The 25,789-nt window shown below is 41.0% G+C and carries 20 protein-coding genes; 13 read left to right on the top strand and 7 right to left on the bottom strand.

What is annotated here, in order from left to right; genetic code table 11:
- The first annotated feature begins 10 nt into the window (after window positions 1-10).
- The 12 genes from hisG to ACOQO5_RS03415 all read left to right on the top strand — a co-directional run bounded on the left by hisG (window position 11) and on the right by ACOQO5_RS03415 (window position 9,901).
- Window positions 11-868 carry an ATP phosphoribosyltransferase gene (hisG, locus tag ACOQO5_RS03470; protein ID WP_420580286.1) on the top strand — a complete coding sequence of 286 codons (858 nt, stop codon included), beginning with the start codon at window positions 11-13 and terminating at the stop codon, window positions 866-868.
- Window positions 865-2,145: a histidinol dehydrogenase gene (gene hisD / locus ACOQO5_RS03465; protein WP_420580285.1), complete on the top strand. Its 1,281-nt coding sequence runs from the start codon at window positions 865-867 to the stop codon at window positions 2,143-2,145. The genes hisG and hisD overlap by 4 nt, the downstream gene beginning before the upstream one ends.
- Window positions 2,146-2,148: 3 nt before the next feature.
- On the top strand, window positions 2,149-3,183 hold the full coding sequence (hisC, locus tag ACOQO5_RS03460) for a histidinol-phosphate transaminase (protein ID WP_420580284.1): 1,035 nt from the start codon (window positions 2,149-2,151) through the stop codon (window positions 3,181-3,183).
- Between the two features lie 134 nt (window positions 3,184-3,317).
- Window positions 3,318-4,451 carry a bifunctional histidinol-phosphatase/imidazoleglycerol-phosphate dehydratase HisB gene (gene hisB, locus ACOQO5_RS03455; protein ID WP_420580283.1) on the top strand — a complete coding sequence of 378 codons (1,134 nt, stop codon included), beginning with the start codon at window positions 3,318-3,320 and terminating at the stop codon, window positions 4,449-4,451.
- Entirely contained in the window at window positions 4,448-5,035 is a 588-nt protein-coding gene (gene hisH, locus ACOQO5_RS03450) for an imidazole glycerol phosphate synthase subunit HisH (RefSeq protein ID WP_420580282.1), read from the top strand. Before hisB ends, hisH begins: the two co-directional genes overlap by 4 nt.
- A gap of 94 nt (window positions 5,036-5,129) precedes the next feature.
- Entirely contained in the window at window positions 5,130-5,849 is a 720-nt protein-coding gene (gene hisA, locus ACOQO5_RS03445) for a 1-(5-phosphoribosyl)-5-[(5-phosphoribosylamino)methylideneamino]imidazole-4-carboxamide isomerase (protein ID WP_420580281.1), read from the top strand.
- Window positions 5,839-6,594 carry an imidazole glycerol phosphate synthase subunit HisF gene (hisF, locus tag ACOQO5_RS03440; protein ID WP_420580280.1) on the top strand — a complete coding sequence of 252 codons (756 nt, stop codon included), beginning with the start codon at window positions 5,839-5,841 and terminating at the stop codon, window positions 6,592-6,594. Before hisA ends, hisF begins: the two co-directional genes overlap by 11 nt.
- Window positions 6,595-6,669: 75 nt before the next feature.
- The gene (gene hisIE, locus ACOQO5_RS03435; RefSeq protein WP_420580279.1) at window positions 6,670-7,278 is read left to right on the top strand and encodes a bifunctional phosphoribosyl-AMP cyclohydrolase/phosphoribosyl-ATP diphosphatase HisIE; all 609 of its coding nucleotides are present in this window, start codon (window positions 6,670-6,672) and stop codon (window positions 7,276-7,278) included.
- A 146-nt stretch (window positions 7,279-7,424) separates the two neighbouring features.
- A complete protein-coding gene (locus ACOQO5_RS03430) occupies window positions 7,425-8,423 on the top strand; it encodes a VWA domain-containing protein (RefSeq protein ID WP_420580278.1) in 999 nt (332 codons plus the stop codon).
- Between the two features lie 387 nt (window positions 8,424-8,810).
- Complete coding sequence (locus tag ACOQO5_RS03425; RefSeq protein ID WP_420580277.1) at window positions 8,811-9,293, top strand: nuclear transport factor 2 family protein; 483 nt, start codon at window positions 8,811-8,813, stop codon at window positions 9,291-9,293.
- 40 nt (window positions 9,294-9,333) lie between these two features.
- Window positions 9,334-9,582 carry a ribbon-helix-helix domain-containing protein gene (locus ACOQO5_RS03420; RefSeq protein WP_420580276.1) on the top strand — a complete coding sequence of 83 codons (249 nt, stop codon included), beginning with the start codon at window positions 9,334-9,336 and terminating at the stop codon, window positions 9,580-9,582.
- Complete coding sequence (locus tag ACOQO5_RS03415; RefSeq protein ID WP_420580275.1) at window positions 9,569-9,901, top strand: type II toxin-antitoxin system PemK/MazF family toxin; 333 nt, start codon at window positions 9,569-9,571, stop codon at window positions 9,899-9,901. The genes ACOQO5_RS03420 and ACOQO5_RS03415 overlap by 14 nt, the downstream gene beginning before the upstream one ends.
- On the opposite strand, the gene ACOQO5_RS03410 is transcribed toward ACOQO5_RS03415, so the two are convergent.
- From ACOQO5_RS03410 to ACOQO5_RS03400, 3 genes are read right to left on the bottom strand one after another with little or no spacing between them, the layout of a single operon-like run.
- A complete protein-coding gene (locus ACOQO5_RS03410) occupies window positions 9,890-10,339 on the bottom strand; it encodes a GreA/GreB family elongation factor (protein ID WP_420580274.1) in 450 nt (149 codons plus the stop codon). The genes ACOQO5_RS03415 and ACOQO5_RS03410 overlap by 12 nt on opposite strands.
- Complete coding sequence (locus tag ACOQO5_RS03405; RefSeq protein ID WP_420580273.1) at window positions 10,336-11,361, bottom strand: WD40/YVTN/BNR-like repeat-containing protein; 1,026 nt, start codon at window positions 11,359-11,361, stop codon at window positions 10,336-10,338. Before ACOQO5_RS03405 ends, ACOQO5_RS03410 begins: the two co-directional genes overlap by 4 nt.
- Window positions 11,358-12,758, bottom strand: coding sequence for an aminopeptidase P family protein (locus ACOQO5_RS03400; protein ID WP_420580272.1), 1,401 nt, complete (start codon window positions 12,756-12,758; stop codon window positions 11,358-11,360). Before ACOQO5_RS03400 ends, ACOQO5_RS03405 begins: the two co-directional genes overlap by 4 nt.
- Before the next feature lie 340 nt (window positions 12,759-13,098).
- Between ACOQO5_RS03400 and ACOQO5_RS03395 the strand changes: the two genes are divergently transcribed.
- Window positions 13,099-17,946: a S8 family serine peptidase gene (locus ACOQO5_RS03395; RefSeq protein WP_420580271.1), complete on the top strand. Its 4,848-nt coding sequence runs from the start codon at window positions 13,099-13,101 to the stop codon at window positions 17,944-17,946.
- A gap of 115 nt (window positions 17,947-18,061) precedes the next feature.
- On the opposite strand, the gene ACOQO5_RS03390 is transcribed toward ACOQO5_RS03395, so the two are convergent.
- The 4 genes from ACOQO5_RS03390 to ACOQO5_RS03375 form a co-directional block, all read right to left on the bottom strand.
- Complete coding sequence (locus ACOQO5_RS03390; protein WP_420580270.1) at window positions 18,062-19,615, bottom strand: SusD/RagB family nutrient-binding outer membrane lipoprotein; 1,554 nt, start codon at window positions 19,613-19,615, stop codon at window positions 18,062-18,064.
- 28 nt (window positions 19,616-19,643) lie between these two features.
- Complete coding sequence (locus ACOQO5_RS03385) at window positions 19,644-22,916, bottom strand: SusC/RagA family TonB-linked outer membrane protein (RefSeq protein ID WP_420580269.1); 3,273 nt, start codon at window positions 22,914-22,916, stop codon at window positions 19,644-19,646.
- Between the two features lie 340 nt (window positions 22,917-23,256).
- Window positions 23,257-24,312: a proline racemase family protein gene (locus ACOQO5_RS03380; RefSeq protein WP_420580268.1), complete on the bottom strand. Its 1,056-nt coding sequence runs from the start codon at window positions 24,310-24,312 to the stop codon at window positions 23,257-23,259.
- A 179-nt stretch (window positions 24,313-24,491) separates the two neighbouring features.
- On the bottom strand, window positions 24,492-25,736 hold the full coding sequence (locus ACOQO5_RS03375) for an NAD(P)/FAD-dependent oxidoreductase (RefSeq protein ID WP_420580267.1): 1,245 nt from the start codon (window positions 25,734-25,736) through the stop codon (window positions 24,492-24,494).
- Window positions 25,737-25,789: the final 53 nt, after the last annotated feature.

The following is a 25,789-nucleotide window of genomic DNA, read 5'->3' as shown; positions in this document are numbered from 1 at the left end:
AATACAAAACATGAGTAAGCTAAAAATTGCAGTTCAGAAATCAGGAAGGTTAAACGAAGACTCTATCGGTCTACTCAAAAACTGCGGCATCCACATTGATAATGGTAAAGATCAGCTTAAAGCAAGCGCGTCGAATTTCCCAATGGAAGTGCTATATCTACGAAATGGTGACATACCTCAGTACGTGGAGGATGGAGTGGCCGACTTAGCTATTGTAGGAGAAAATCTCTTGGTGGAAAGCCAAAATGATATTGAAGTGGTTAGGAAGTTGGGTTTTTCGAAATGTAAGCTTTCATTGGCAGTGCCAAAGGATGTAGATTATAGTGGTGTGCAATTTTTTGAAGGGAAAAAAATTGCAACGTCCTACCCCAACACGTTAAAGCAATATCTCAACAAGAACAATGTAAACGCTGAAATCCACCTGATCAAAGGATCCGTGGAGATTGCTCCAAACATTGGATTGGCAGAAGGAATCTGTGACTTGGTAAGCTCAGGGAGTACCCTCTTCAAAAATGGGCTGAAAGAAACAGATACGATCTTAACCTCTGAAGCTTGCCTAGTGAAGAGCAAAAAACTAAATGCAGAGCAAAATGCGCTGTTAGACACATTGCTATTCCGATTGGACGCGGTACAAAAAGGAAAAAAATCTAAGTATGTGTTGATGAACGTGCCAAATGATAAACTAGAGCAAGTAGTGAGTATATTGCCAGGTATGAGAAGTCCTACGGTACTGCCACTTGCAGAAAAAGGATGGAGTTCTGTACACTCAGTTATAGAAGAAGGTAAGTTTTGGGAGGTAATAGACCAGCTCAAAACCGCTGGGGCAGAAGGCCTTCTGATTGTTCCAATAGAAAAAATGGTATTATGATTTTAGCCAAAAATCCAGATCGAAGCGATTGGGATAAATTGACCAAGCGTCCTGCCTTAAAACAACAAAATCTTCAACAGTTGGTGAATGAAGTTTTTCAGGCTATTCGGGAAGAAGGTGATCGGGCAGTATTGTCATACACCAAAATTTTTGACAAAGCGGAAGTTGAGGTCTTAAAAGCCACACCTGAAGAACTGGTTGGAGCGGGCAACAAAATATCTGACGACCTGAAAGCAGCCATCCGTTTAGCTGGTGCTAACATTGAAAAATTTCACCGAGCCCAAATTGCTCAACCTGTGGTGGTGGAAACTGTGCCAGGTGTGAAGTGTTGGCAGGAAACGCGTCCTATTGAAAGAGTGGGCATCTATATTCCGGGTGGCACAGCACCTTTGTTTTCAACCGTACTGATGTTGGCCATTCCTGCACAAATCGCTGGATGCAAGGACATCGTACTATGCACACCGCCGGACAAAAATGGTCAGATCAATCCAGCGATCTTATTTGCTGCTCAGTTTGCAGGAGTAACTCAGGTGTTCAAAGTTGGAGGCATTCAGGCCATTGGCTCGATGACATTCGGCACTGAAAGTATCCCGAAAGTGAATAAAATTTTCGGTCCTGGAAATCAGTACGTGACCGCCGCCAAGCAACGAGCCACTCAGCTCGGGGTCGCCATAGATATGCCTGCGGGTCCTTCTGAGCTACTGGTGCTGGCAGACGAAACGGCTAGTCCGGAATTTGTAGTTTCCGATCTACTTTCTCAGGCCGAACATGGCGCAGATAGTCAGGTGATCTGTGTGGTAAAGTCTGCTGGCTTGATTCCGAAAATTCAGGAGCAGCTGCTGAACCAACTACCGTCTTTGCCAAGAAAAGATATAGCGAGAAAAGCCATCGAAAACTCAAAATTGATTCTGATTGAGGATGATCAGGAGTGTTTGGATTTCATTAATGAATACGCACCTGAGCATTTTATTCTTTGTGTAGAAAATGAAGATTTTTATTTGGGCGGGTTAATGAATGCCGGGTCGGTTTTCATCGGAAACTACACGCCAGAAAGTGCCGGAGACTATGCTTCTGGAACAAACCACACCCTGCCAACTAATGGCTTTGCCAAGTCTTTTAGTGGGGTGAATATTGATGCATTCTGTAAAAAAATTACTTTTCAGAAAATATCTGAAGAGGGTATAAAACGGATCGGTCCGGCTATAGAGTATATGGCCGAAGCCGAGCAACTGAAGGCCCACAAATTAGCAGTCACCAAACGCTTGTTGTCTTTGTAAATCATGGATATTTCAAAACTAGTACGGAAAAATATCCTAGCCATGACGCCATACAGCTCGGCAAGAGACGAGTTTGATCACGTGGCTGAGGTGTATCTGGATGCTAATGAAAATCCATTTGAAAATGGATTCAACCGTTATCCAGATCCCTATCAGAAGGCCGTCAAAAATAGGCTAAGTGAAATAAAAGGTGTGTTGCCTGAAAGTATCTTTCTAGGTAATGGCAGCGATGAAGTGCTGGATTTGATCTATCGGGCATTCTGTGAGCCTGGTGTAGACCATGTGATTTCTCACAACCCGAGTTATGGCATGTATCCGGTTTTGTCGGAGATCAATAATGTGTCCCTGAGGCAAGTCAATTTGGAGGAAGGATTCCAATTGAATGCAGCCGCAATGATCGAGGCTTCCGATGCCGATACTAAACTGTTTTTTATCTGTTCTCCTAATAATCCTTCGGGAAATCTACTGGCCAAAGAGGAGATCAAAAAACTGTTGGATTTACAACAAGGATTAGTGGTGATAGATGAGGCTTATATTGATTTTGCCAACTCCGATTCATGGCTTTCAGAATTGAAAAATTATCCAAACCTGATTGTCTGTCAGACACTATCGAAAGCATGGGGGTTGGCTGGCCTACGAGTAGGTATGTGTTTCGCATCGAAAGACATCATTCGGATATTGAATGCCATCAAGCCACCGTACAATGTGAACGAGTTGTCGCAGCAGGCAGCGCTAAAAGCTTTGAATGAAGAAGAGAATTTTAAGTCCAATTTGAAAGTCATATTGGATGAAAAAAAGAAAATGGAAAAGGCGCTAGACGAGTTGCCTTGTATCCTCAAACGCTTTCCTTCGGATGCCAATTTTATATTGGTGAAGGTAGCGAATGCCAATGGGTTGTATGATTACTTGATGGAAAAGCAGATCATTGTAAGAAATAGATCGAAGGAATATTTGTGTGACAATTGTTTGAGACTGACTGTTGGGATGCCGGAGGAGAATGAGCGGTTGATAGATGGACTAAGGAGTTATCAACATTAAACTACTCCCTCTTGGAGAAGAGGGCTGGGGAGATTGAGAGCAGAAGATGGCCGCGAGGGATTGCCACGTCGCCTTTTTTGCAAAAGCAAAACTGACTCCTCGCAATGACGGAGGTGTTACAAAGAAGAACAAAAATGAAAAAAGTATTATTTATAGATCGAGACGGCACCTTGGTGTTAGAGCCACCGGTTGACTACCAACTGGACGCTCTGGAGAAATTGGAGTTTTATCCTGGGGTATTCCAATGGATGTCTAAAATTGCCAAGCTGGGCTATGAGCTCGTGATGGTAACCAATCAGGATGGATTGGGGACAGACTCCTTTCCTGAGGACACCTTTTGGCCAGCGCACGACAAGTGCATGAAGGCGTTTGAAAACGAAGGGGTAGTATTCGACGCCGTAAAGATCGATCGAACCTTCCCTGCGGAAAATGCGCCGACTAGAAAACCAAGAACCGGAATGCTAACCGACTATATGAATGGTGATTATGATTTGGGTAATTCTTTTGTGATTGGAGATCGAATTACAGATGTAGAATTAGCCAAAAACTTAGGAGCCAAAGCTATTTTCATTGCTAATGAAGAAGGCTTGGGTGCTGAAGAAATTTCCACGAAAGTGGAGGAACTACAGCCAAACATCGCCCTGGCCACTGCAGACTGGCAGGACATCTACGAACTAGTAGCCCGTGGCTCCAGAATGGCGGGTGTAAAACGCACTACCAAGGAAACCGATATCGACATAGCAGTCGAATTGGATGGGACGGGTCAATCTCAGATTGATACTGGCATTAAGTTTTTTGATCACATGTTGGACCAGATAGCCAAACATGGTCTACTGGACTTGAAAGTGATTGTGAAAGGGGATTTGGAAGTAGACGAACACCATACTATCGAAGATACAGGCATAGCCTTAGGAGAAGCTATCGCTGAAGCGCTGGGAAATAAAAAAGGAATTGAAAGATATGGATTCTGTTTGCCGATGGACGATTGCTTGTGTCAGGTAGCGTTGGATTTTGGTGGACGAAACTGGATTGTGTGGGAAGCTGAATTCAAAAGAGAAATGGTGGGCAAAATGCCAACAGAAATGTTCTTTCACTTTTTTAAATCTTTCTCTGATGCGGCCAAGTGCAACTTGAATATCAAAGCAGAAGGAGACAATGAGCACCATAAGATTGAAGGCATTTTCAAGGCCTTTGCGAAAGCGATAAAAATGGCTGTGAAACAAGATAAGGACAAAATGATTTTACCCTCAACCAAAGGTATGCTATGAGTAAAGTAGTCATTATCGATTATGGTGCTGGCAATGTCAAATCGGTCAAATTTGCTTGTGAGCGACTGGGACTGAATACAATCCTGAGCAATGACGCGGAAGAAATTGCTGCTGCGGACAAATTGATTTTTCCAGGACAGGGTGAGGCCAGTAGTTCCATGCGATCACTTGAGAAGTTTGGGTTGGTGGATGTGATAAAAAATGCCAAGCAGCCCTTTTTGGGGATCTGTCTCGGCATGCAAATGATGTGTGAATACTCTGAAGAAAATAATACTAAAGGGCTGGGCTTATTTCCCCTTCCGGTAAAATTATTTCCGGACAAGGGACTAAAAGTGCCTCACATGGGTTGGAACGAAATAGAGGGATTGAAGACTCCACTGATGAAGGGACTAAAAGAAAAAGAATATATGTACTTTGTGCACTCCTACTATGTGCCGGATTCGGAGTGGACCATCGCTCGGGCAAATTATCCGGAACCATTTAGTGCGGCGCTCCACAAAGATAATTTTTATGGATGCCAGTTTCACCCAGAGAAGAGTGGTGAATTTGGACAGTGGATTTTGAAGAATTTTATTGAATTGTAACCGTCATTGTGAGTGTAGCGTGGCAATCTCGACCCAGCTAATGAGAATAAGATTGTTTCTTCGTACCTCCTCGCAATGACGATAAAAAAGACAAATGAGAATAATACCAGCAATAGATATCATAGACGGCAAATGCGTCAGACTGACTAAGGGTGACTATGATCAGAAAAAAATCTATAATGAAAATCCGTTGGAAGTGGCAAAGATGTTCGAAGGAGCAGGAATTAGATATTTGCACCTGGTGGACTTAGATGGCTCTAAAGCCAAAGAGATAAAAAACGCAAGGGTACTAGATCAGATTGCTTCAAAGACTAGTTTGAACATAGATTTTGGAGGAGGGATTCGAACTGATCAGGATATCAACATTGCTTTCAACGCCGGAGCGAAGCAAGTAAATCTGGGCAGCGTGGCTTTAGAAAATAAGAAAATCTACGGTGAATGGCTTAAGAAATTTGGTGCAGAAAAAATAATATTGAGTGCCGATTCAACGAATCGAAAAATAGCCATTAACGGCTGGCAAGAGGAATCAGAGGTGGAGCTGTTCGACCTGATCATGGAATATCAGGATTTGGGTAATAAATACATTGTTTGTACAGATATAGCCAAGGATGGGATGTTACAAGGCATCGCCGTAGACTTGTACAAAGATCTTATGAATGATTTCCCAGATCAAAGAATAATAGCTAGTGGGGGAGTAAAAGACATCAAAGATGTAGAGGCTGCGGCCTCTCTGAATATGGATGGCATTATCATCGGTAAAGCTATTTACGAAAACAAAATTTCACTTGAACAACTGATAAAATATGTTGACTAAGCGAATCGTACCATGTCTGGATATCAAAAATGGCCGTACGGTCAAAGGGGTGAATTTTGTGAACCTTCGCGATGCAGGTGACCCAGTAGAATTGGCCGCAGCCTATTCAAAGCAAGGGGCCGATGAACTAGTGTTTTTGGACATTACGGCTACTGGCGATGGACGAAAGACCACGGCAGAATTAGTAGAAAAAGTTGCGGAGAAGGTGAATATTCCATTTACCGTCGGTGGAGGAATCAAGTCAGTAGATGACGTGTATAACTTGCTCCACAGAGGTGCAGACAAAATTTCTATCAATTCCTGGGCGGTAAAGGAGCCAACAGTATTGGATGAATTGGCGGGCCAATTTGGAAGCCAGTGTGTAGTACTGGCGGTGGATGCCAAGCAGATCGAAGGACAGTGGAAAGTTCATTTGGTAGGAGGTAAAGTCCCTACAGAAATTGACTTGTTTGATTGGGTTCAGGAAGCGGAGTCGAGAGGTGTAGGAGAGATTCTTTTCACTTCCATGGATCATGATGGCTCGAAAAATGGGTTTGCCAATGAGGCACTGGACAAAATATCTGAGTTAGTGAATATCCCCTTGATAGCATCCGGTGGTGCGGGCAACATTCAGGATTTTGCTGATGCGTTTACCCAAGGAAAAGCTGATGCTGCGTTGGCAGCTAGTGTTTTTCATTTTAAAGAAATTGAAATCCCTGTATTGAAACAAGAACTGAAAAATCAGGGAATAGCGATAAGAATATAAAAAGTCAATGGTCAACAGACCATAGTCCTAATTGTATTCAGGAACAATATGGACTCAACCAATAATTAATAAACTATGGACAATCTATTGTCGACAATCGACTTCAAAAAAACCAGTGGTTTGGTGCCAGCCATCATTCAAGACGAAAAAACTAAAAACGTATTGATGCTGGGATATATGAACGAAGAAGCCCTCTCAAAAACTCAGGAAACTGGAAAAGTGACCTTTTACAGTCGTACAAAAGAAAGACTATGGACCAAAGGTGAAGAGAGTGGTAATTTTCTTGAACTGAAGGACATCAAACTGGATTGCGACAATGACACGTTGCTGATTCAAGTCAAGCCCATTGGCCCTACTTGCCACAAAGGCACTGATACTTGCTGGGCTGAAACAAACGTTAATAATTATGGGTTTTTATCTACGCTGGAAAGGGTAATCAAGGATCGTCATGAGAACCCAGATGAAAAGTCATATACAACTTCTCTCTTCAAAAAGGGAATCAACAAAGTAGCTCAAAAGGTAGGAGAAGAAGCGGTAGAAGTAGTTATCGAGGCCAAAGACGATAACGAAGAATTATTCCTCAATGAATCTGCAGATTTGCTATATCACTATATGATCTTGCTAAGAGCTAAAGGCTACAATTTAGAGGATGTTATACACGTGCTAGAAAACAGATCCAAGTAACTATCAACTTGAAATAATTCAATTTATTCGCCTAATAATTAACAAATACGCTTGTCTCGCTTGATAAATACCAATTTTTGAGTATTGACAGTTCTTCGTTTACATTCTATTTTTGATCTTTTAATTGGATTAATAAAGACAGAATAATGAAGAATTGGTATTTATTTTTGGTATTCGGGTTTATAATGGGCTGTTCGGAGGAGGATTCAGGTCCTACGATCCTATCAGGGCCTGAAGATTTGGAAGCAACGGACGACTCCGCACTGAGTATTACTCTAGAGTGGGATGAATTGGATGGGGCAGATGAGTATATTGTCTATAGAGCAGAAGAAGAAGATTTTCTGGATTACTTAGATGATGAAAACATTGATGATCTGGATGAATTTAATGACGAACTTGAAGACGGTGAGTTGGATGAAGATGATTTGGAAGATGCCGGCTTTGAGAAGTTGGAAGATACGGATGACAATGAATATGAAGACTTGGACCTCGAATCTGGAAGTACCTACTATTATTATGTTACCGCAGACAATGGTGAGGAAGGATCACCCTCAGAAGTAGTTATAGGAATTACTATTACAATTACTACGGCAGAAGCGTTTGACTTTCTTGCCGAACAAACCGAAGGAGAGAGTTATTCAGCCAGCGGTGCATCACAAGTTAGCACAACTATTTTGGAGATTTTAACTGATCATATAGAATCAGGAGCTGATTTAGTTTTTCTAATTGACAACACGGGAAGTATGTCAGATGATATTGCAAACATCAGAACTAACATTTCAGATATATTAGCTACTTTACCAAGCGGAGTAAATGTTGGTGTAGCAGAATATGGAGACCTAAATGTGGATCCTTCAGTATGGTTTGATTATACAGACCTGACTAGTGACTATTCATCCATAGAATTGTACTTGGATGAATTGACTACAACAGGAGGTGGAGATACTCCTGAGTCAGTATACGACGGTATTTGGGAGACCATAGATATAATGAGTTGGAGTTCATCACAAAAAATGGTAATAGTGATCGGAGACGCACCTCCTTTGGAAGGCTCACTTACTATCAAGTCATTAAAGGATGTAATTGATAAGTGTACAGAAGAAGGTGTAACGGCTAACCTTTACCCTATTTTAGTAGGATTTTAAGTTGAGTGCATAAAAATATAAATATGTAAGAAGCTGTCATTTATGGCAGCTTTTTATATTTATCAACTAGCCAAAGTCAATTGAAATATACTTATTAATGGGTATTGTAGCTATTGAAAAATTGAATGAATTTTATACCAAGTTTAATCATCGCCCTTCGCTGCATCCTAAATGCGTGCTGGTTTTAATAGCATTTAGGTAGAAGGGATTTTGAAAGACAAACTTTTCTCTAATGCGTTGCGGCACCTTCTAACGTGAAGGTGCCGCAATTTTTTTTGTCCATTCAAAGCATGGTCGAGCCATTGTAGGACTCTTTTCTCCCTCTAATCAAATTTGAATCGCGGTCGAATTTATGATCAGTTAATTTTATGAGAAATTCAAAACCTCATGAAAAAACTATTCATTATCCCGCTGACCTTCTGGTCTTTTAGTTTGTTAGCCCAATCTTCTGAAGAAAAGCAAGTCCTGCAAGTAGTTGAGCGTGTATTTGAAGCCATGAGGGCCAGTGACAGCACCATGCTCAAGACGTGCTTTACTGCCGATGCAGCGACTTATACTTTGTTCACTGATCAAGAAGGAAAGCCTCAGATCAAAAAAGGATCACTTGAGCGGTTCATTGATGCGGTGGGTCAGCCAAAGGAAGATGTTTGGAACGAACCAATCTGGAACGAAAAAGTACAAATTGATGGACCATTGGCAGCTGTCTGGGTGGATTATGCCTTCTATCTAAACAATCAATTTTTGCACTGCGGAGTGGATGCTTTTCAATTGGTAAAAACTGAGGAAGGGTGGAAAATTTTCCATTTGGCTGATACCAGGAGGAAAGAAAATTGTGTGGTGCCTGAGGAGGTAAAGAGGAGAATGGAGTAGTTTGATGTTTATATATTATATTTACATAATGTAAATCCTTATGAGCACATTCACTTCTTCTTTGCCGGATGCCCTTTTGACCAGGCTCAACGAAGCGGCAAAAGAGCTACAACTGCCAAAAAACAAACTGATAGAGCGAGCATTGGATATCTATCTAGACCAACTCAAACGAGCTCAGTATGCAGCTTCTTATGACCAAGCTGGAAAAGATGATGAAATCATGTCGATTGCCGAGGAAGGAATGGCAGATTACCTAATTCAAGTAAATTCTGCAGATGAAACAAGGTGAAATCTGGGAGCTCTATTTAGATCCAGTTAAAGATGGGGAGCAATCTGGCAGACGTCTTGCAGTAATTATTAGCGGTAACTTGCTCAATCAGAAACTTCAGGTTGTTATAGTTTGCCCTCTTACAACTTCGATAAAGGGGTACAAAGGCAACGTAATCTTAGAGCCTGATGAGAGGAACAATTTGCCTAAAAAGTCTGAGATACTGACCTTTCATATTCGCTCGGTTTCCAAATTAAGGTTAAAGAAAAGAATTGGCAATATTCAGGCGGATCAAGTTAAAATGGTTAAAAGCACTTTGGATGATATATTAAGATATTGACAGTATCTTTTTATTCTGCTTCATCCACGCAAAGGTATCACCCACTTTTTTATCTAGCATGGCCTGTGCAATAGGTGAAATAGCAGATATAGCCATAAACTTCCGAGCTTCAATCTCAATAGCACCCAGACTGGCTGAAATATAAAAGCAGGAATTTTCAGTTTCAACCAGCGCCCCTAATTCTACTTTGGAGTTGAGTTTGTCTGGATCAATGCTCGTCAGTGCTTTCTTCATGTTCAGCAACTCTGCAAGCTGTCGGGCATGCAAGTCACGTTCACGTTGGCTCATGGCACGGCCAGTTTCGTACTTGTCTCCGGCGGATGACTTGGTTTCATTATTGGCGCTGGCTTGAGCTTCTTCCATGCCCTTTCTGGCAATGATTATTTTTTGGGCTAGCACGTCGAGGCAAGCGGCGTGAACCTTTTGCTTCTCGATCATTTGGAAACTAGCTGAGCTATGCGTCCTTCTTTGCCAGCTGCCCATATCGAGCCGTCTTCAGCAACATCCAACGTGTGAAACCCTGAATCGCCAAATACCGACCAGGTCAATCCTCCGTCCGTTGATTGGTAACAACCAGCAGGCCCCACAGATACTAGCTCACTTTCAGAAAGATACCTGACTGATGATTGATAAACAGGAAAGCTTTGACTCAAGGTCCAAGTCTCACTTGCATCTGCTGTCAAGATTATATTCTTGTCACCTTCCGATTCTTTTTTGTAGTCTCCGCCAACGGCCACACCAGTAGTTTCATCAAAGAAATCTATTGAAAAAATTCCTTGTGATGGTTTGCCTTGAATGATTGGTGTATAAACGACTTCCCAGTGTTCTCCTTTGTCTCGGGAATAAAATACCCTGGAAGTAGCCGCTCCAGACCCTACCCAAATCGAATTACCTTTAACAGTCAAGTGGCTACCACTCGCGGCAAATCCGCCAAATTCTCCTTCATTCATTTCAGGTAGTTTGTCAGGGTGGATTCTCTGCCAAGTATCTCCGCCATCTGTGGTTTTCATCAAAAATAGTTTGCCGCCAATCGGATCTCCACCGAGGATACCTTCGTTTTCGTTAAAAAAGGCGATCCCATCGAAAAAGCCTAGGCTGTCTTCATTAGCGAGTGTTTTTTCCCAATGTCTTCCTCCGTCTTTTGATTTGAAAATGTTTGATAGAGAATCTGAGCCAGCACTCATCAATACGATTTCATCTTTCGTAAGTACTTCTACATCTCTAAAGTCCAAGGAATCTGTATCCGGAATATAAACCTCTTCCCAATCTAACCCTCCATTTTCAGACTTAAGTACTAAGCCATTGGAACCTGACACCCAAATTACTTTTTCATTCAGCACCGATATTCCTCGAAATGAAGTGTGATCATCAACAGCAAATTCTTCCCAGGTGTATGATTTTTTAGAAGGTTGACAAGCGATCAATAGGACACAAGCAAAAAGGATCAGATGGTTTTTCATGATTGTAAGGCTTCTTTTCTAATTTCTTCAACATCTTTCACGGTTTTGGCCACTGGTTTACCCAAAAGGTCCGCGCCATTTTCCGTGATTACAAAATCTTCTTCGATGCGAATTCCTCCAAAAGATTTGTAAGACTCTAATTTATCATAATTCAGGAAATTGGCATATTTATTTTCAGTTTTCCAGCGATCGATGAGTTCAGGTATGATATAAATGCCTGGCTCTACAGTGATCACAAAACCAGCTTCTAGCTCCTTGCCCAGACGCAATGATTTCAACCCAAAATCTGAGTCCTTTTTCAAGTTGTCTGAATAGCCCACATATTGCTCGCCAAGGTTTTCCATGTCATGCACATCCATGCCCATCATGTGGCCCAATCCACATTGAAAGAACATCGTATGAGCACCAGCGGCCACGGCTTCTTCTGGGTTTCCTTTCATCAGGCCTACTTCTGTCAGGCCTTTTGTTAATTCGGTACAGGCCAGCAAATGAATGTCTTTGTATCTGACTCCAGGTTTTAGAGCAGCTATGGCTGCTTCATGAGCATTGAGCACGGTTTGATACAATTCACGCTGCGTATCAGAAAATTCTGCGGCTACGGGAAAAGTCCGAGTCATGTCTCCCGCATATCCTGAAGGTATTTCTGCACCCGTATCGCACAGAATCATATCTCCTTCCAGGATGACGTTGCCGTGATAGTGGTTGTGAAGCACCTGACCATTTTTGGTCATGATAATGGGGAAGGAAAGTTGACCTTCGCCTGCTAGGGCTACCTGATTTACTCTGGCGGCGATTTCGGCTTCTTTCATTCCAGGTTTGGCATGCTTCATGGCAGCTAAGTGCATGTCTGCAGTAAGGTCTACCGCCTTGTGAAGCTCCACGATTTCTTCAGCAGTTTTGATGTTTCTTTGTGCAATGACCGCTTTTATCAACCGTATTGATTCTCCTGACCTGACTTCACCTACGGAATTTCCAGTCCAGGCAGAAAGCTTAGTGACATGCTCTTCTCTATAGGGAGGAATAAAATGTACTTTGCGACCATCAGCGATCGCTTGCTTCAGTGTAGTTTCAATTTGACTGGCAGGAGCTGTTTTGGTAATACCACTTTTTTCGGCCAAGGAGGCAATACTAGGCTGAGGACCCGTCCAAACAATATCATCCATGGTCAGCTCATCACCTAAAATCATGTCTTCTCCACTATCACAATCGAAGATGGCTGTTAAACTGGGGAGTGCCACGGCACAGAAATATAGGAAGGTACTGTCTTGTCTAAAGTGGTACCAATTGTCCTTGAAATTGATACTACTTTCTTCGTTTCCGAGTAAGACGATGAGACCGCTGCCTACGTCTTTTTTGAGTCTATTTCTTCTTAGGGTGTATGTGTCTTTGCTGAACATGAATAACAGTTGTTATGAGTTTCAAATATAATAGGATATAACACTTTAGCAGTGTATTCTAATTGTTATGTGTTTATGGTGAACCGTTTAATTATAGGTGCAAAAAAAAGTTTTTGTTTGCTTTTTAGAGCCTTCACAAATATTAGTAGCATCGTTGTCATATTTTGACCGATAATTAACAAATTGATATATGATTTTATTTTTATTAAAAATTTATTAATCAATTCACTTGAATAATGAATTGTTTTAATGCTTTTTTGACACAGCATTGTTGGGAAATGACTCATCATATAGGTGAGCTAGGAAGTATTTCATGAATTTCTGACATAATATATATTTAATGAACCAACTTAAACTATTGATTCTGTGTTTGCTCACAGCATTGAACCTTTCCGCTCAAAGCGTTTCATCCGAACATCCACTTTTTCAAAACAAAATTGTTTTAAACAGTTCATCTCAAGAGGCTAGTTACATCAGTGTCATAGAAAATGGAAGATCTGAGATCTCAGTCGTACCTTCAAGAAAGTCTTTAGAAAGTGATTATAATGGAGAGTACATTGTAAAATTCAAGGGGTCTCCCAGACCAAATTCTGCATCGAGAAGCACAGATAACAGTTTATTGAATGATGAAGTGATCAGTAGGTTTGGTCAATTCAAAAAAGACATCCAAGCATTAGGTTCTTCTTCAAGGTCAAATGAACAAAGTTTCGCTGATCTAAAACAAGAATATTATAAGGCGTTTTATGGAGCGCATATGAAACTATCTCAAAATATGCTCAATGAGATCAGAGAGTTGCCTTATGTAGAGTATGTGAAAGAAGTAAAAAAGTATACTGCTAGTTTGGATGAAACAATTGCTTTAGTAAAGGCGGACCAAATATGGGAAACCTACAATACTAAAGGAGAGGGAATTACAGTAGGCATCATTGATACTGGAATCGATTATATGCACCCCGCTTTAGGAGAGGGTTTTGGAGCAGGATATAAAGTAGAAGGTGGGTATGATTTTGTAAACAATGATGCTGACCCTATAGATGACCATAATCATGGAACCCATGTTGCTGGCATAGTAGCGGCAAATGGTGATGGATTAATCGGAGTGGCTCCAGAAGCTACTCTTTATGCTCTAAAAGCATTGGATTCCTATGGCTCTGGATATGATTTTCAGATTATAGCTGCTATTGAATGGTCCGTAGATCCCAACGGAGACAATAATCCTTCAGATAAGCTAGATGTAGTAAATATGAGTCTTGGCGGTTCAGGAGATGCCTATGATCCATTGTCAGAAGCCGTGAACGCAGCAGTAGAAATGGGTGTGGTATTTTGCGTAGCAGCTGGGAATGATTATGATTTCTGGCAAATAGGATCACCAGGCACTGCAGAGCTAGCCATTACTGTAGGGGCGTCTAACAATTATGGAGAATTGGCGGGTTTCAGTTCTAAAGGGCCCGCAAATGGGAGTTTTGCGATTAAACCTGATTTGCTTGCGCCTGGAGTCAATATTAATTCGTCAGTTACCAATGGAGGTACAAGTTCATATGATGGCACTTCTATGGCCACACCCCACGTGGCAGGATTGGCAGCTTTACTTTTAGATGTACACCCCTCATGGACTCCTGAAATTGTTAAATCTGCACTAGTGACCACAGCCGAATCAATTGGTGAAGAAGTGATGGCTGAAGGATCAGGTCAGGTAGATGGAATGAATGCCATACAAGCAACCAGTTTATTGTCCTTGACTAATTTAAGTTTTGGAAAGAATGAAATAAATGAAGCCATATGGGAGAATAAATTAGACCTAACAATTACTAATACGGGAATTGAGACAGAAAACTATGCTATTACTGATATTGACGTGATTTCTGGTATTACGCTGATTCCGTCTGTTTACAATTTTGCAGTTCAACCAGGTAATTCGGCGAGTATAGAGTTTACTTTAAAAGTAGATAATGCCGTTTTTGAAATGACCTCAACACCTACAAGGTCATATTCGGATGTGATTAATATTCAGACAAATTCTAAATCTATCGTGTTGCCATGGTCTTTTATGAGTACTTCAGAACTCACAGTGATGCTGGATGATCCAAATTATTGGGTGGATGTTTATGTGTACAATGATGATGAATTGATTTGGGATTGGAATAGTGGGGACACGGATAGATATGATGGAATAACATTCAAAGTGCCCAATGGAACATATGATGTATTAGCCTACAATTGGGATCGGGACAAATTTGTATTGAAAGAAAATGTAGAAGTTAGTAAATCATCTACAGTTGAAATTTCGAAAAAGAACGTCACGAGAAAAATTGACTACTCTGTGCAAATTGAAGATGGTATTACATTGAGTGAGAAGTTTAAAGACTCTGACTCCTACTTTACAAACGCCATTCTTGTATCTCCTCAAGGATATTCCTTTGGAATTTATGGAGGGTCATTCGAAAATGTTCGAAGCAGTAATTTTTCGTCGAATTATGTTTTAGAGCTGAAGGCAGGAGTCAAACAATATCAAGCAGACCACCCTCAGATTTATGAAGTGTATTTTCCTAATATAAAAGGGTTAGAAAATGATGTATCCTTAATAGTGGAAAAAAGTGAAATCCAAGAAAAGACCGTAATCATTGATTTTCCAACTGATAACTTAATAGATGAGATAATATTATTTGATTATGAGTATGAGGTAACTCCTAATGGAAACTATCTACCTATATGGGGTGGAGGGAACTCCATTGAAAATATTGGAGTTAAAAGTTGGTCATTTTCATATTTTGGGAATGAGCAAAAAATGAGTTCGGATAGTACAATTAAAGGACTAACACCTTCTATCTATATGGAAGGAGGTGATCAAAATTATCGTATAGACAATATTGCTATCAAAAATGGAGCATTGGGTTCGATAAAGGACGCTTCAAATACACAATTTTTTCCTGGAGGTTCGGATGCGGAAGTGGTAGTTTTTGGAAGAGGACTGTTTCGTCCGGTATATTATGAGCGTAGAGAGAGTGCGTTTCCAAGTTATTTCACCTGCCAACTTGGAGCCGATTTGACGGATTTATATCATCTTTATTACTATGGCATTGGGAGCAACGATTATTCTTGTACAGGCACTCTTTTTTGGTATGATGAATTAATTTCATACGAACATTATATATATAGCGTGGTTGGTTCTTCTGATCCAGCATTTTCACCTATCAGGATGCATCAACTATATCTCACTGACGCTTCAGGCGTCGTGGTACCTAAGTTGAACACCGAAGGCGAAGGAAAACTAAGATTCACACTAAGTAATGGTAGTCGAAGTATCACTTCTTCAAAAATTGTTATTACGAATGAAAGTGAAACCCTAAGCGAATCGTTTGAAGCCATTCAAATTGGAAAAGAAGATTCTCTTTTTACATTTGAAGTTGACATTAAAGCAAAGGAGTTTGGTGATCATTTGTCTCTTGAAATATTTGCAATAGATTCTGAAGAAGACTCTATGAGATACGTGTTAGGAAGCGGCCTGGATGCTTCCGCCAATCACATTCCCCAAATCATAGACCAAAACCACGTGTCTGTCGCTTTTGACGAACCATACGATTTATTAATGGGGGACTTGAAAGTCGTAGATAAAGATCATATTTATCCATTTGATCATGAAATTTCTATTCAAGAAGACGACCATTCACTTTATACTGTATCAGGCCATACTATCACACCTACCACAGATAATAAGCAGGCTATTGATGTGAATTTGAATGTCTCAGATCGTATTGACGAAAGTGAGGTTTTTCATTTCCAATTGCTTGTAGGAAATGAAAAGCCTGAAATCACAGGCCAGAAAACGGTATATGTTACATTAGGTGAGTCTTATGAGTTTTCCATTGAAGATTTATATATCGAAGACTTGGACAATACATTTCCGGATGATTTCTCGGTTGAGTTTGTAGAAGACATTTGGAATAAGTATTACTTCGAAAGAATTGGTAATTCTTTTACTCCCGTGAATTATAATAACAACTTTGTCAGAGTTCCAATTAGAATATTCGATGGAATGGATTTCACACCAATTTACTATTTTGAAATCTATACAAGAAGTTCGATCTCAACATTTGAAATTGTCGGGCAAGAAGATGTAATTATAGAAAGGGACAGTGTTTTTACCATGAGCATGGATTACTTAAAAATATTAGATCCGGAAGGCGAATTTCCAGATAATTTTTCCATGACTTTGAATGATTCTTATGGAATTGAGATTGATGGAGACGAAGTTTATGTGACTTCGGAATCTATGGTCGACTTGTATTTGAATGTGGAAGTTTCAAATTCATCATCAGACAAGCAAGAATATTATTTCAATATCAAAGTCAAAGATAAACCCAAGATTAATTGCTCTCCCTACAAAGTAATAGATATGGGTAGTTACACGACGATTGATACTTGGGATTTGTGTATTGAATCCTATAAGCCATGGTACGAAGTTTACTACACAATTCATGAAGGTGAGAATTATACTGTAAGTGGAAGTGACATTTATCCTGATGAAAACTTCTATGGAACACTTTCTGTCAAAATTACAGCGAATGATGGCGAATTAGATAGTGACCCAGCTTATGTAACTGTTGTGGTTCAACATACCTACTCTCATCTCGTCCCAAAAATAGATGGGCAGAAGGATATTTCCATTAAGCCCAATGAGTCTCGCATCATATCTTTAGAGGACTTGTATATGAGTAATCTAAAGTCATCGGATAAGGATTATTCAATTGAACTAAGTGAAGGTGACGACTATTCTTTTGAAGGGAATACAGTAATTCCTGCTGAATCATATCTTGGGAAATTATTGGTGCCAATTCGAGTTGTATATCACTCAACGGAAGCAGGAGATTTATTTAGCAACAAATATACCGTCGCCATTCAGGTGGAAGAGGAAGAAGAATTACTGTTGGATGCACCAATAAATCATCATACTATAGTTGTCTATCCCAATCCTGTGGAGAATGAATTAAGGATTAATGTAGATAATGTAAAACATGTGAGCAGCGTGAGTTTGGTTCATGTTTCGGGAAAAGAAATAAGTGAATTAAAAACTCAAAATGCGGGTGATAATGTCATACGAGTTGACGTGTCTAGTGTTAGGCCTGGATTGTATGTTTTGATGATTGAGACTAGCATAGGAAGAAATATACAACGAGTTCGAATCAAATAAGAGCTGTATTGATTGAGGCTAATCACCCAAATAAAAAACAATCGTATAAAAAAGGGCCACCGAATTTTCGGCAGCCCTATAGCAACACAATAGTTATTATGAGAAAACTAATTGATTAATTCACATCCCACCAAACTTTGACAGTCATACTATTTTCCCCACCGATTCTGTCAATAGCCACGGCTGTATTATCAGAATTTAGCAGAACTTCATTATTCGGATAAGGCAATCTTGTAGGAATCTCAGAAGCTGGCATTTGTACACCTCCTTTAGTTGGAGGAGTAAGAACTGGGAAGTCCAGTCTTCTTTGTTCAGAGAATGCTTCTGATCCATATGGGTAAAATGCTATGTACTTTTGAATCCCGATCTTTTCTTGCCAAGTAGTTCCACTGGCCGCATTGGAGTAGGCAACATTCGGTTGAGCTAGATATGCAGCGATATCTACATCTGTAATGGTTTGCCATCCATCACCATAGTAAGTGTGGTATCTCATTGACGAAGTAACTCCATCAATATAGTGCTCTTCGGCTGTTTGTCCCACAGGAGAGGCGAATCCTCTCTCCACAGCTTCTGCGAGTAAGAAAGATACTTCCGCAAAATCCATCACGTTATGAGGCCAGACGCCATCGGATTCGTCTCGGTCGTAACTCCTAAAGTTCCAGCCAAGGTATGCCCATCCCCATCTTCCTCCACCTTCGGTAGATTCCAAGTTTGGATAGGCTACATCCGTCACCGGATAGCCGGAGTAAGGTTCGTACGACCAATCATACAACATACTAGACCTTCTCGGATCATTTCTATCATTGACAATGTCGGTGAAGGTCTTACAGGCCACTACATCTTCCCAGCCTGCAGATCCACCATCATTGGTTCTTCTTAATGGGCTTCGGTTGGTGGTTTTACCAAAGCTAAACTGTACACTTTCCTCATAAGAGCTGATGAGTGGGTCATCAAGAGCTTCAGAGACAGTTGACCCTCCTAAAGTTGGGTTTGCGTCAATTATTCTCATGCCAAGTCTCAACTTAAGTGAGTTTGCAAAGCGGGCCCATGCCGAAGCATCACCATTCAGGAATAAATCTGAATCACCGAAACTTCCATTAGAACCAGAACCATTAATATCCGCCATGGCATTCGAAAGTCTGTTGATTAGATCAGGATAGATTTCAGATTGCGGGGTGTATGAAGGTTGCAATCCATCTAAGCCTGTTAAAGCATCCGTGTAAGGTACATCTCCAAACTGATCGGTAATCTGGGTCCAGGTCCACACTTCCAGGATCTCAAAAATTGCTTTTTGATTGATCTTCGTCCCTTCATCAGTGAGGTGATATGGGGGAGTTTCGACCATTTCAGCTGCTTCTCTGATTCTGGCGAGAGCATTATAGTGACGACCCCAATAAGCGTCGAACATGCTGCCTCTAAAGTTGTAAACATTTTCATTAGTATATAGGTGCTTAACAAAATATTGAACTATGCCTCCTGTTTGATTATTGAACAGATCACTTGTATATACGTATCGCTCCATGGCGTCAATTTGAATTCCGCTTAGGATGTAAGCAGGGTCAACCACAGTTGGAAATCTTTCGTCCTGATTTATCTCTTGAAAATCATCTGTACATGAGACAAGCACCACTGCCAGGAGTGACACGAGCCATTTATTTATTCTTTTCATAATTAATGTCTTTTACAGTTATCTGATGTTATTTACCGATGCCTAGGTTCACCTTGAATCCGAAGGTTCTTTCTCGAGGTAGCATACCCCAATCTAGGCCTTGAACATTGCCCACTCCATAAGAAATCTCTGGATCAGCATCGAAAGATTTGCTCAAAATGGCCAGGTTTCTACCAACTACTGAAATGCTTACATTGTTAAAAGGTGTTTTGGTAAGGAGTGCTCTTGGTAAGGTATAGCCTAATGATAATTCTCTAAGCTTTACATAGCCTCCATCAAAAATCGACGCTGACTCAGGGTTTTCTCCGTCATTGCTATAGGTGTAAGCATCGATTCGAGTATCATTTGGGCTACCATCTGCGGTTACTCCATCTAGTATGATACCTCCTTGTGCAGGGTTGGCTATTTGGTTGCCATTTCCGTCATCGATCATGTCATGGTAATCGTTTCGAATAGGGTTGCCCAGATCATTGGTGCCTACGGTCTCCGCGTGGTTACCTGTTGTTTTCAACCATCTGTGCGCTTGAGAGTAAATCTCTCCACCTTTTCTGATATCAAAAAGTACGCTGGCGCTAAAGCCAGCATAATTCACCGTAGTACCTATCCCCATTTCCCAATCGGGTACAACACTACCTAGTACTTTTGGGTCTGACAAAGCATACGTTCCGTCTTCATCAATTACGCGTTCTCCAGCATCATTATATACGTAATCTCTACCTACAAAACTTCCATAATCTTCTCCCTTGATGTGTTGTAGTTTCAGTTCGTAGAGAGATCCAATCTCAATATTTTCCAAACTCTCTGGCAGGTCTGTCACCTTGTTGGTGTACTTTGAGAAGTTAACATTGACATCCCAAGAAAACTTTCCTACCTTCACAGGAGTCGCATTTATTGCCAACTCAATTCCCTTGTTTTCAATTTCACCTGTATTGGTGTAATACCATCGAGAACCAGATGATCCGGCTATTGGCGTAGAGAGCAATTGGTCAGAACTTACTCTGCTGTACCATGCAAAATCGATAGCCAATCTGTTTTCAAAAAACTTAAGATCAGCACCTACTTCAAAATCTAGCGTCTGTTCAGGCTTCAGATTTGGGTTGTTGATATGCTGCTGCATGTAGTAAGTAGGAAGTCCATTTTGCTTTTCTCCGGCGACGTACTGAAATGCCGTGTTCGTTCTGAACATTCCAGCTGCGTTACCAGTTTTGGCATAACTCGCTCTCAACTTACCAAACGAAAGTGCTGAGAAAGAACTCAATGCAGGCAACTCAGAAAACACAAAGGAACCTGACAATGAGTAATAACCGAACGGATCATTGAGCGTAGATGAGTGCTCGTTTCGATAAGTCGCTTCTAAAAACACCATGTCAGCGTAGCCAACATTTACAGATCCAAAGTAAGCGTGATCTTTTCTTTGCTGGATATAATCATCGTATCCGATGATGTCATTTACAGAATTGTTGATTGAATATACATTTGGCATCACCAAACCATCAGAGGTTCCTAGGTAAGCCCTCTCCCAGTTTTGTTGTCTCCAGTTGGCACCAAGCATGCCACCTAGTGAAAACTTACTGTCATCGAAGTATTTTTCGAAGCTGGCGAACAGATCATAGTTTTGCTGCTTTTCGAAATCTCTGCCTACCCAGTACCCTGGAAAAGCACCTCTACCTACATATTCTACTACACCGCCTTTTGCAATTTTCCACTCTCGGGTGTATTTGGTTTGGTCTATACCGGCTCTGCCAGTGATTGATAACCAGTCTAGTGCCTTGTAGGTCAATTCGTATTTACCATAAATTCTGTCACGCTCATCATTTTGGATGTTTTCATTTCGTGTCCAATATGGGTTATCCCAGTAAGCCGGGTTTGGATCCGTTGGGCCATTTCTATTCCATGCACGCTGAATACCATCATCGTTCTTCCATTTTTCCATTCTTGAAAGATCCAATTGTCTTTGGTGCCAATTGCCAAATGAGGCCATGATACTTACTCCGTCATTGTCAGAATATCCAGTACCTGCTCTACCAACTGCTTCAGAACGAACCAAGTTTGCGCTTAAGGTGGATTTTAGTTTTTCAGTAATCTGAGAAACGGCAGTCACATTGAATGTTCTTCTGTTCAATTCACTATTTGGTAACGTTCCATCTACCCTATAATCTGTGAAACTTGCTCTCATGGAGTTTTTGGCTGTTCCGGCTTCTACTGAAATATTATTGTTCAGCGCCACACCAGTTTTGAACAAGTGCTCAATACTATTTGGAGATGCTTCCCATGCTCTCAATTGTCCAAAATTCTCAGTATCCGTTGGATCCCAGCTATCCCAGTGTCTTACCATAGAGCCGTCAAACCTAGGCCCCCAGCTCTCGTCGGCGTAGGTTTGGACGTAGGGATCCCCATCAGAGCCAGCTAAATAATCTGGATGTGACGAAGCATCATAGGTAAAGGTCGGGAATGTATCAGAGTAACCACCTCCATACTCGTTTTGGTAGGAATGAAACGTTGATTCGTCAATTTTGGAGAAGGTAACCCCTGAACTGATGTTTACCTTAGTTACACCAGCTTTGGCTTTTTTAGTAGTGATCATTACTACACCATTAGAAGCTCTGGATCCATAAAGTGCAGATGCACTTCCACCTTTTAATACCGAAATGGATTCTATATCCTCTGGGTTAATATCGGCCGCAGAGTTGCCAAAATCGTAGCCACCACCACCAGATAGCTGACCGCTCGAATTGTAAGAGGAGTTGTTGATTGGCACTCCATCTACAACGAATAAGGGCTGATTGCTACCGGTTAGCGAGGTATTACCACGGATCAAAATATTGGTTCCTCCTCCCATGGTGGAAGAAGCCTTGACGTTGATACCTGCAACCTTACCAGATAGTGATCTAATAAAGTTGTCCTCTTTGGCGGTAGTAACGGCTGCTCCATCCACTTCTTGAATGGCATAGCCCAAGGATGCCTGATCTCGTTCAACACCCAAGGCAGTTACAACCACTTCCGACAGCTGTTGAACATCTGCTTTCATGGATACATCAACAACGGATCGGCCTCCAATCTCTACTCTTTCGGTTGCCATTCCAATGAATGTAAAAATCAGCGTATTGCTTCCTGATGGAACCTCGACTGAATAATTACCGTCGATATCCGTGACGGTTCCGGCGGCAGATCCCTCTACCAATACCGATACCCCAGGAAGATTTTCTCCTTCTGATGATACCGTTCCTTTGATCGTGCTTTGTGCCCACACGCTCGACACCACCGTGCATACGACGGATGTCATTAGTAAAAACTTTTTCATACTTAATGGTTTTGAATAATACAAAGCAGTCCCGTCTGATCGTCATCAGAATGGGCATGCTGTTTAATGGTAGGGCTGAAGAAATCAGCTAATTGGATGCGCAAAAATTAATACCTACATGGTACGAATGGCTTCTTTTAAGTCTTTCGCAACGTAAAAGAGAAGATATTTTTTGGGAGGGTTACGTACTATTTTGACACATGGAAGTACATATTTGGTAAATACGCAGTAAAGCAAACTATTAACAATGTCGTCTATAATACATAACAAATAATATATTGAATTATTAATAAAATACCATATAAAGATTTGTATAATAATGTTTTAAACCTATGAAATATTATCTCAAAATAAACCCATTTTTTAAGGGGTCATTCGGGTCTACAAGGAATTCGTGCTGGCCTGTAATATGTGCAGTTCCTTCTACTTGAGGAATTACTGAATCGAACGGTCCATACTTTTCTGTTTTATGAACAGAGGCTATGAATTTCGAGCCTATAATGCTTTCAATGGACATCGAATCGCCTACTTTTAGATCTCCTCTTTTATGGTGAATCGCCATGCGACCTGACACACCAGACCCTGTGGGAGAGCGGTCAACTTCTCCGTCAGCAAAAATGCAAACATTTCTAGAATCAGTATTTTCGCAGTGAGATTTTCCAGTGAATATGGTTCCATACAACTCACTCATTTCAGGTTCGAATGGATGGATGATTTGATCATTTGAACTGATCACCGCCTGTTTAATCGCCATGCCTTTTTCAATTAGTTGGCGGTAGTTTTTCTCTGTCATTTCTATGCCGTACTTATCTGCGTCCACATAGGCATAAAAAGCACCGCCATAGGCGAGATCATATTTGATTTTGCCCAAACCCTTCACCTCCACTTCATAATCTAACCCTACTACAAATGAAGGCACGCAGTGGAAGTAGACCGATTCTACTTCACCATTTTTTATACGAGCATAGCTTTCCAATCTGCCACATGGTGCATCAATAACCACTTTTGTGATGGGCTCAATCTTTTCGATCCATCCCAATTCTACGGCCAACTTGGTAATGGCTATCGTGGCATGCCCACACATGGTACTGTAGCCTTCGTTGTGTGTAAATAGGATACCAAAATCAGCTTCTTCATCATTTGGTGGAACCAGGATACAACCATACATATCGGCATGTCCTCTTGGTTCGAACATCAAGGCAGTTCGAAGGTTGTCATGATTTTCTTTCATGTATCGCCTGTACTCTAACACGCTATTTCCTTTTAGTTCGGGCAGGCCGCTCAAAATGACACGTAGTGGTTCGCCGCCAGTGTGCATGTCGATGGTTTTTATTTTTAACCAGTCGGAAGGAGGAGTGAAGGTTTGGTAGGATTGGATTTTTTGAAAAGTTGTCATCTTATATACGGCTGCAGGGATAAAGAAATTAGTTGTTTTATGAAGCTTTGCCCTCTGGCCGGGCCGGCCCTTACTTTTTTCATTGCCAAAAAAGTAAGCAAAAAGGCTAGAAAATTTTAAAACTCGTACGACTCCGTCTCCCTCAAACAGTAAAATTTTCAAAGAAAACAATCAATGATTTAACTGTATCGCTCTACAGCCAATAATGTATCATCTATATGAGGTTTGTTTTCTCCGGCAATTTCACAGACTAATTGTCCCGTAATGGGGCCTAGTGAAATGCCTAACATGGCGTGGCCGGTGGCTACGATCAGGTTGTCAAATTTTTTGGTTTTGCCAATGTAGGGCATGCCGTCTGGAGAACACGGTCTGAGTCCTGCCCAAGGTTTTATATCCTTGAAAGATTCTTGATTGATCTGAGGAAAGTAATTAGGAATAGATTTCTGAATTCCTAAAACCCTGCGAGGATTGATCGACAAATCCAAGCCATTCACTTCCATAGTGCCTGCAAATCGAAGGCCATGCTGCATCGGAGTGACAGCTACTCTGGCTTCTGTCAAGATTGATGCTGTTTTTGGCATCACTGGTGGGTTAGTGACTTCGAAGCTATAGCCTTTGCCTCCTTGTATTAATATTTTTACTCCCAATTGCCTCAAAAATTTGGCTGTCCAGGATCCTGTAGCAATGACAAACTGATCAGCCTCAATTTTACCTTTTTCAGTAACTAATGCTTTCAGGTGCCTATGATGTTTTTCAGCACTTAGTACCTTGGTGTTGAATTGAAACTCAACCCCTTGATCTTTCAAATATTTTTGAAAACCATTCATGAAAGAATTTGGAGTAAACCAAGCATCGTTTTTAAAATGAACGGCACCTACAGTATCTATCTCAAAACCAGGATTGATTTTTTCTGCTTGAGCTGAAGATAAGACGTCCACGTCTTGTCCGCATTTTCTACCCAATTCTGCCATATCAGCTTCTTCGTCCAGTACATGTTGAGACTTACAATACATGAGTAATCCCTTGTCGTCAAATCCTGAATCAATTTTGGTGTCTGCAAGAATTTCTTCAATCAAACTTCTACTTTCCATGAGCATCTGATTCAGAATAGGAACGGCTTGACCCACCCTTTTCTTTGTTGAGGCTCGAAAGAACTGCCAGCTCCATTTGGCCAAATTTATGTCCAGACTGGGTTTGATGTAAAACGGACTTTCAGGATTGATCATCCACTTCAATCCTTGGGCAATGATTCCCGGAGAGGCTAGGGGGACCATGTGGCTGGGACTAAAAAAACCAGCATTACCAAATGAGCAATTGTCCGTTCCATCGCCCTCATCAATTATGGTGACTTCATATCCCTGCTTGTTGAGATAATATGCTGAGCAAAGCCCGATCATTCCGCTACCTACTATTGCTATTTTCATTATATCATATTATTCGTCTTATCGACCAGAGGGAGATATCCCCATCGGATCTG

Source organism: Reichenbachiella sp. (genome assembly GCF_965223055.1).
GTDB lineage: Bacteria > Bacteroidota > Bacteroidia > Cytophagales > Cyclobacteriaceae > Reichenbachiella.
The sequence above is the reverse complement of the archived record's forward strand: the minus strand, read 5'-3'. Positions and strand labels throughout refer to the sequence as shown.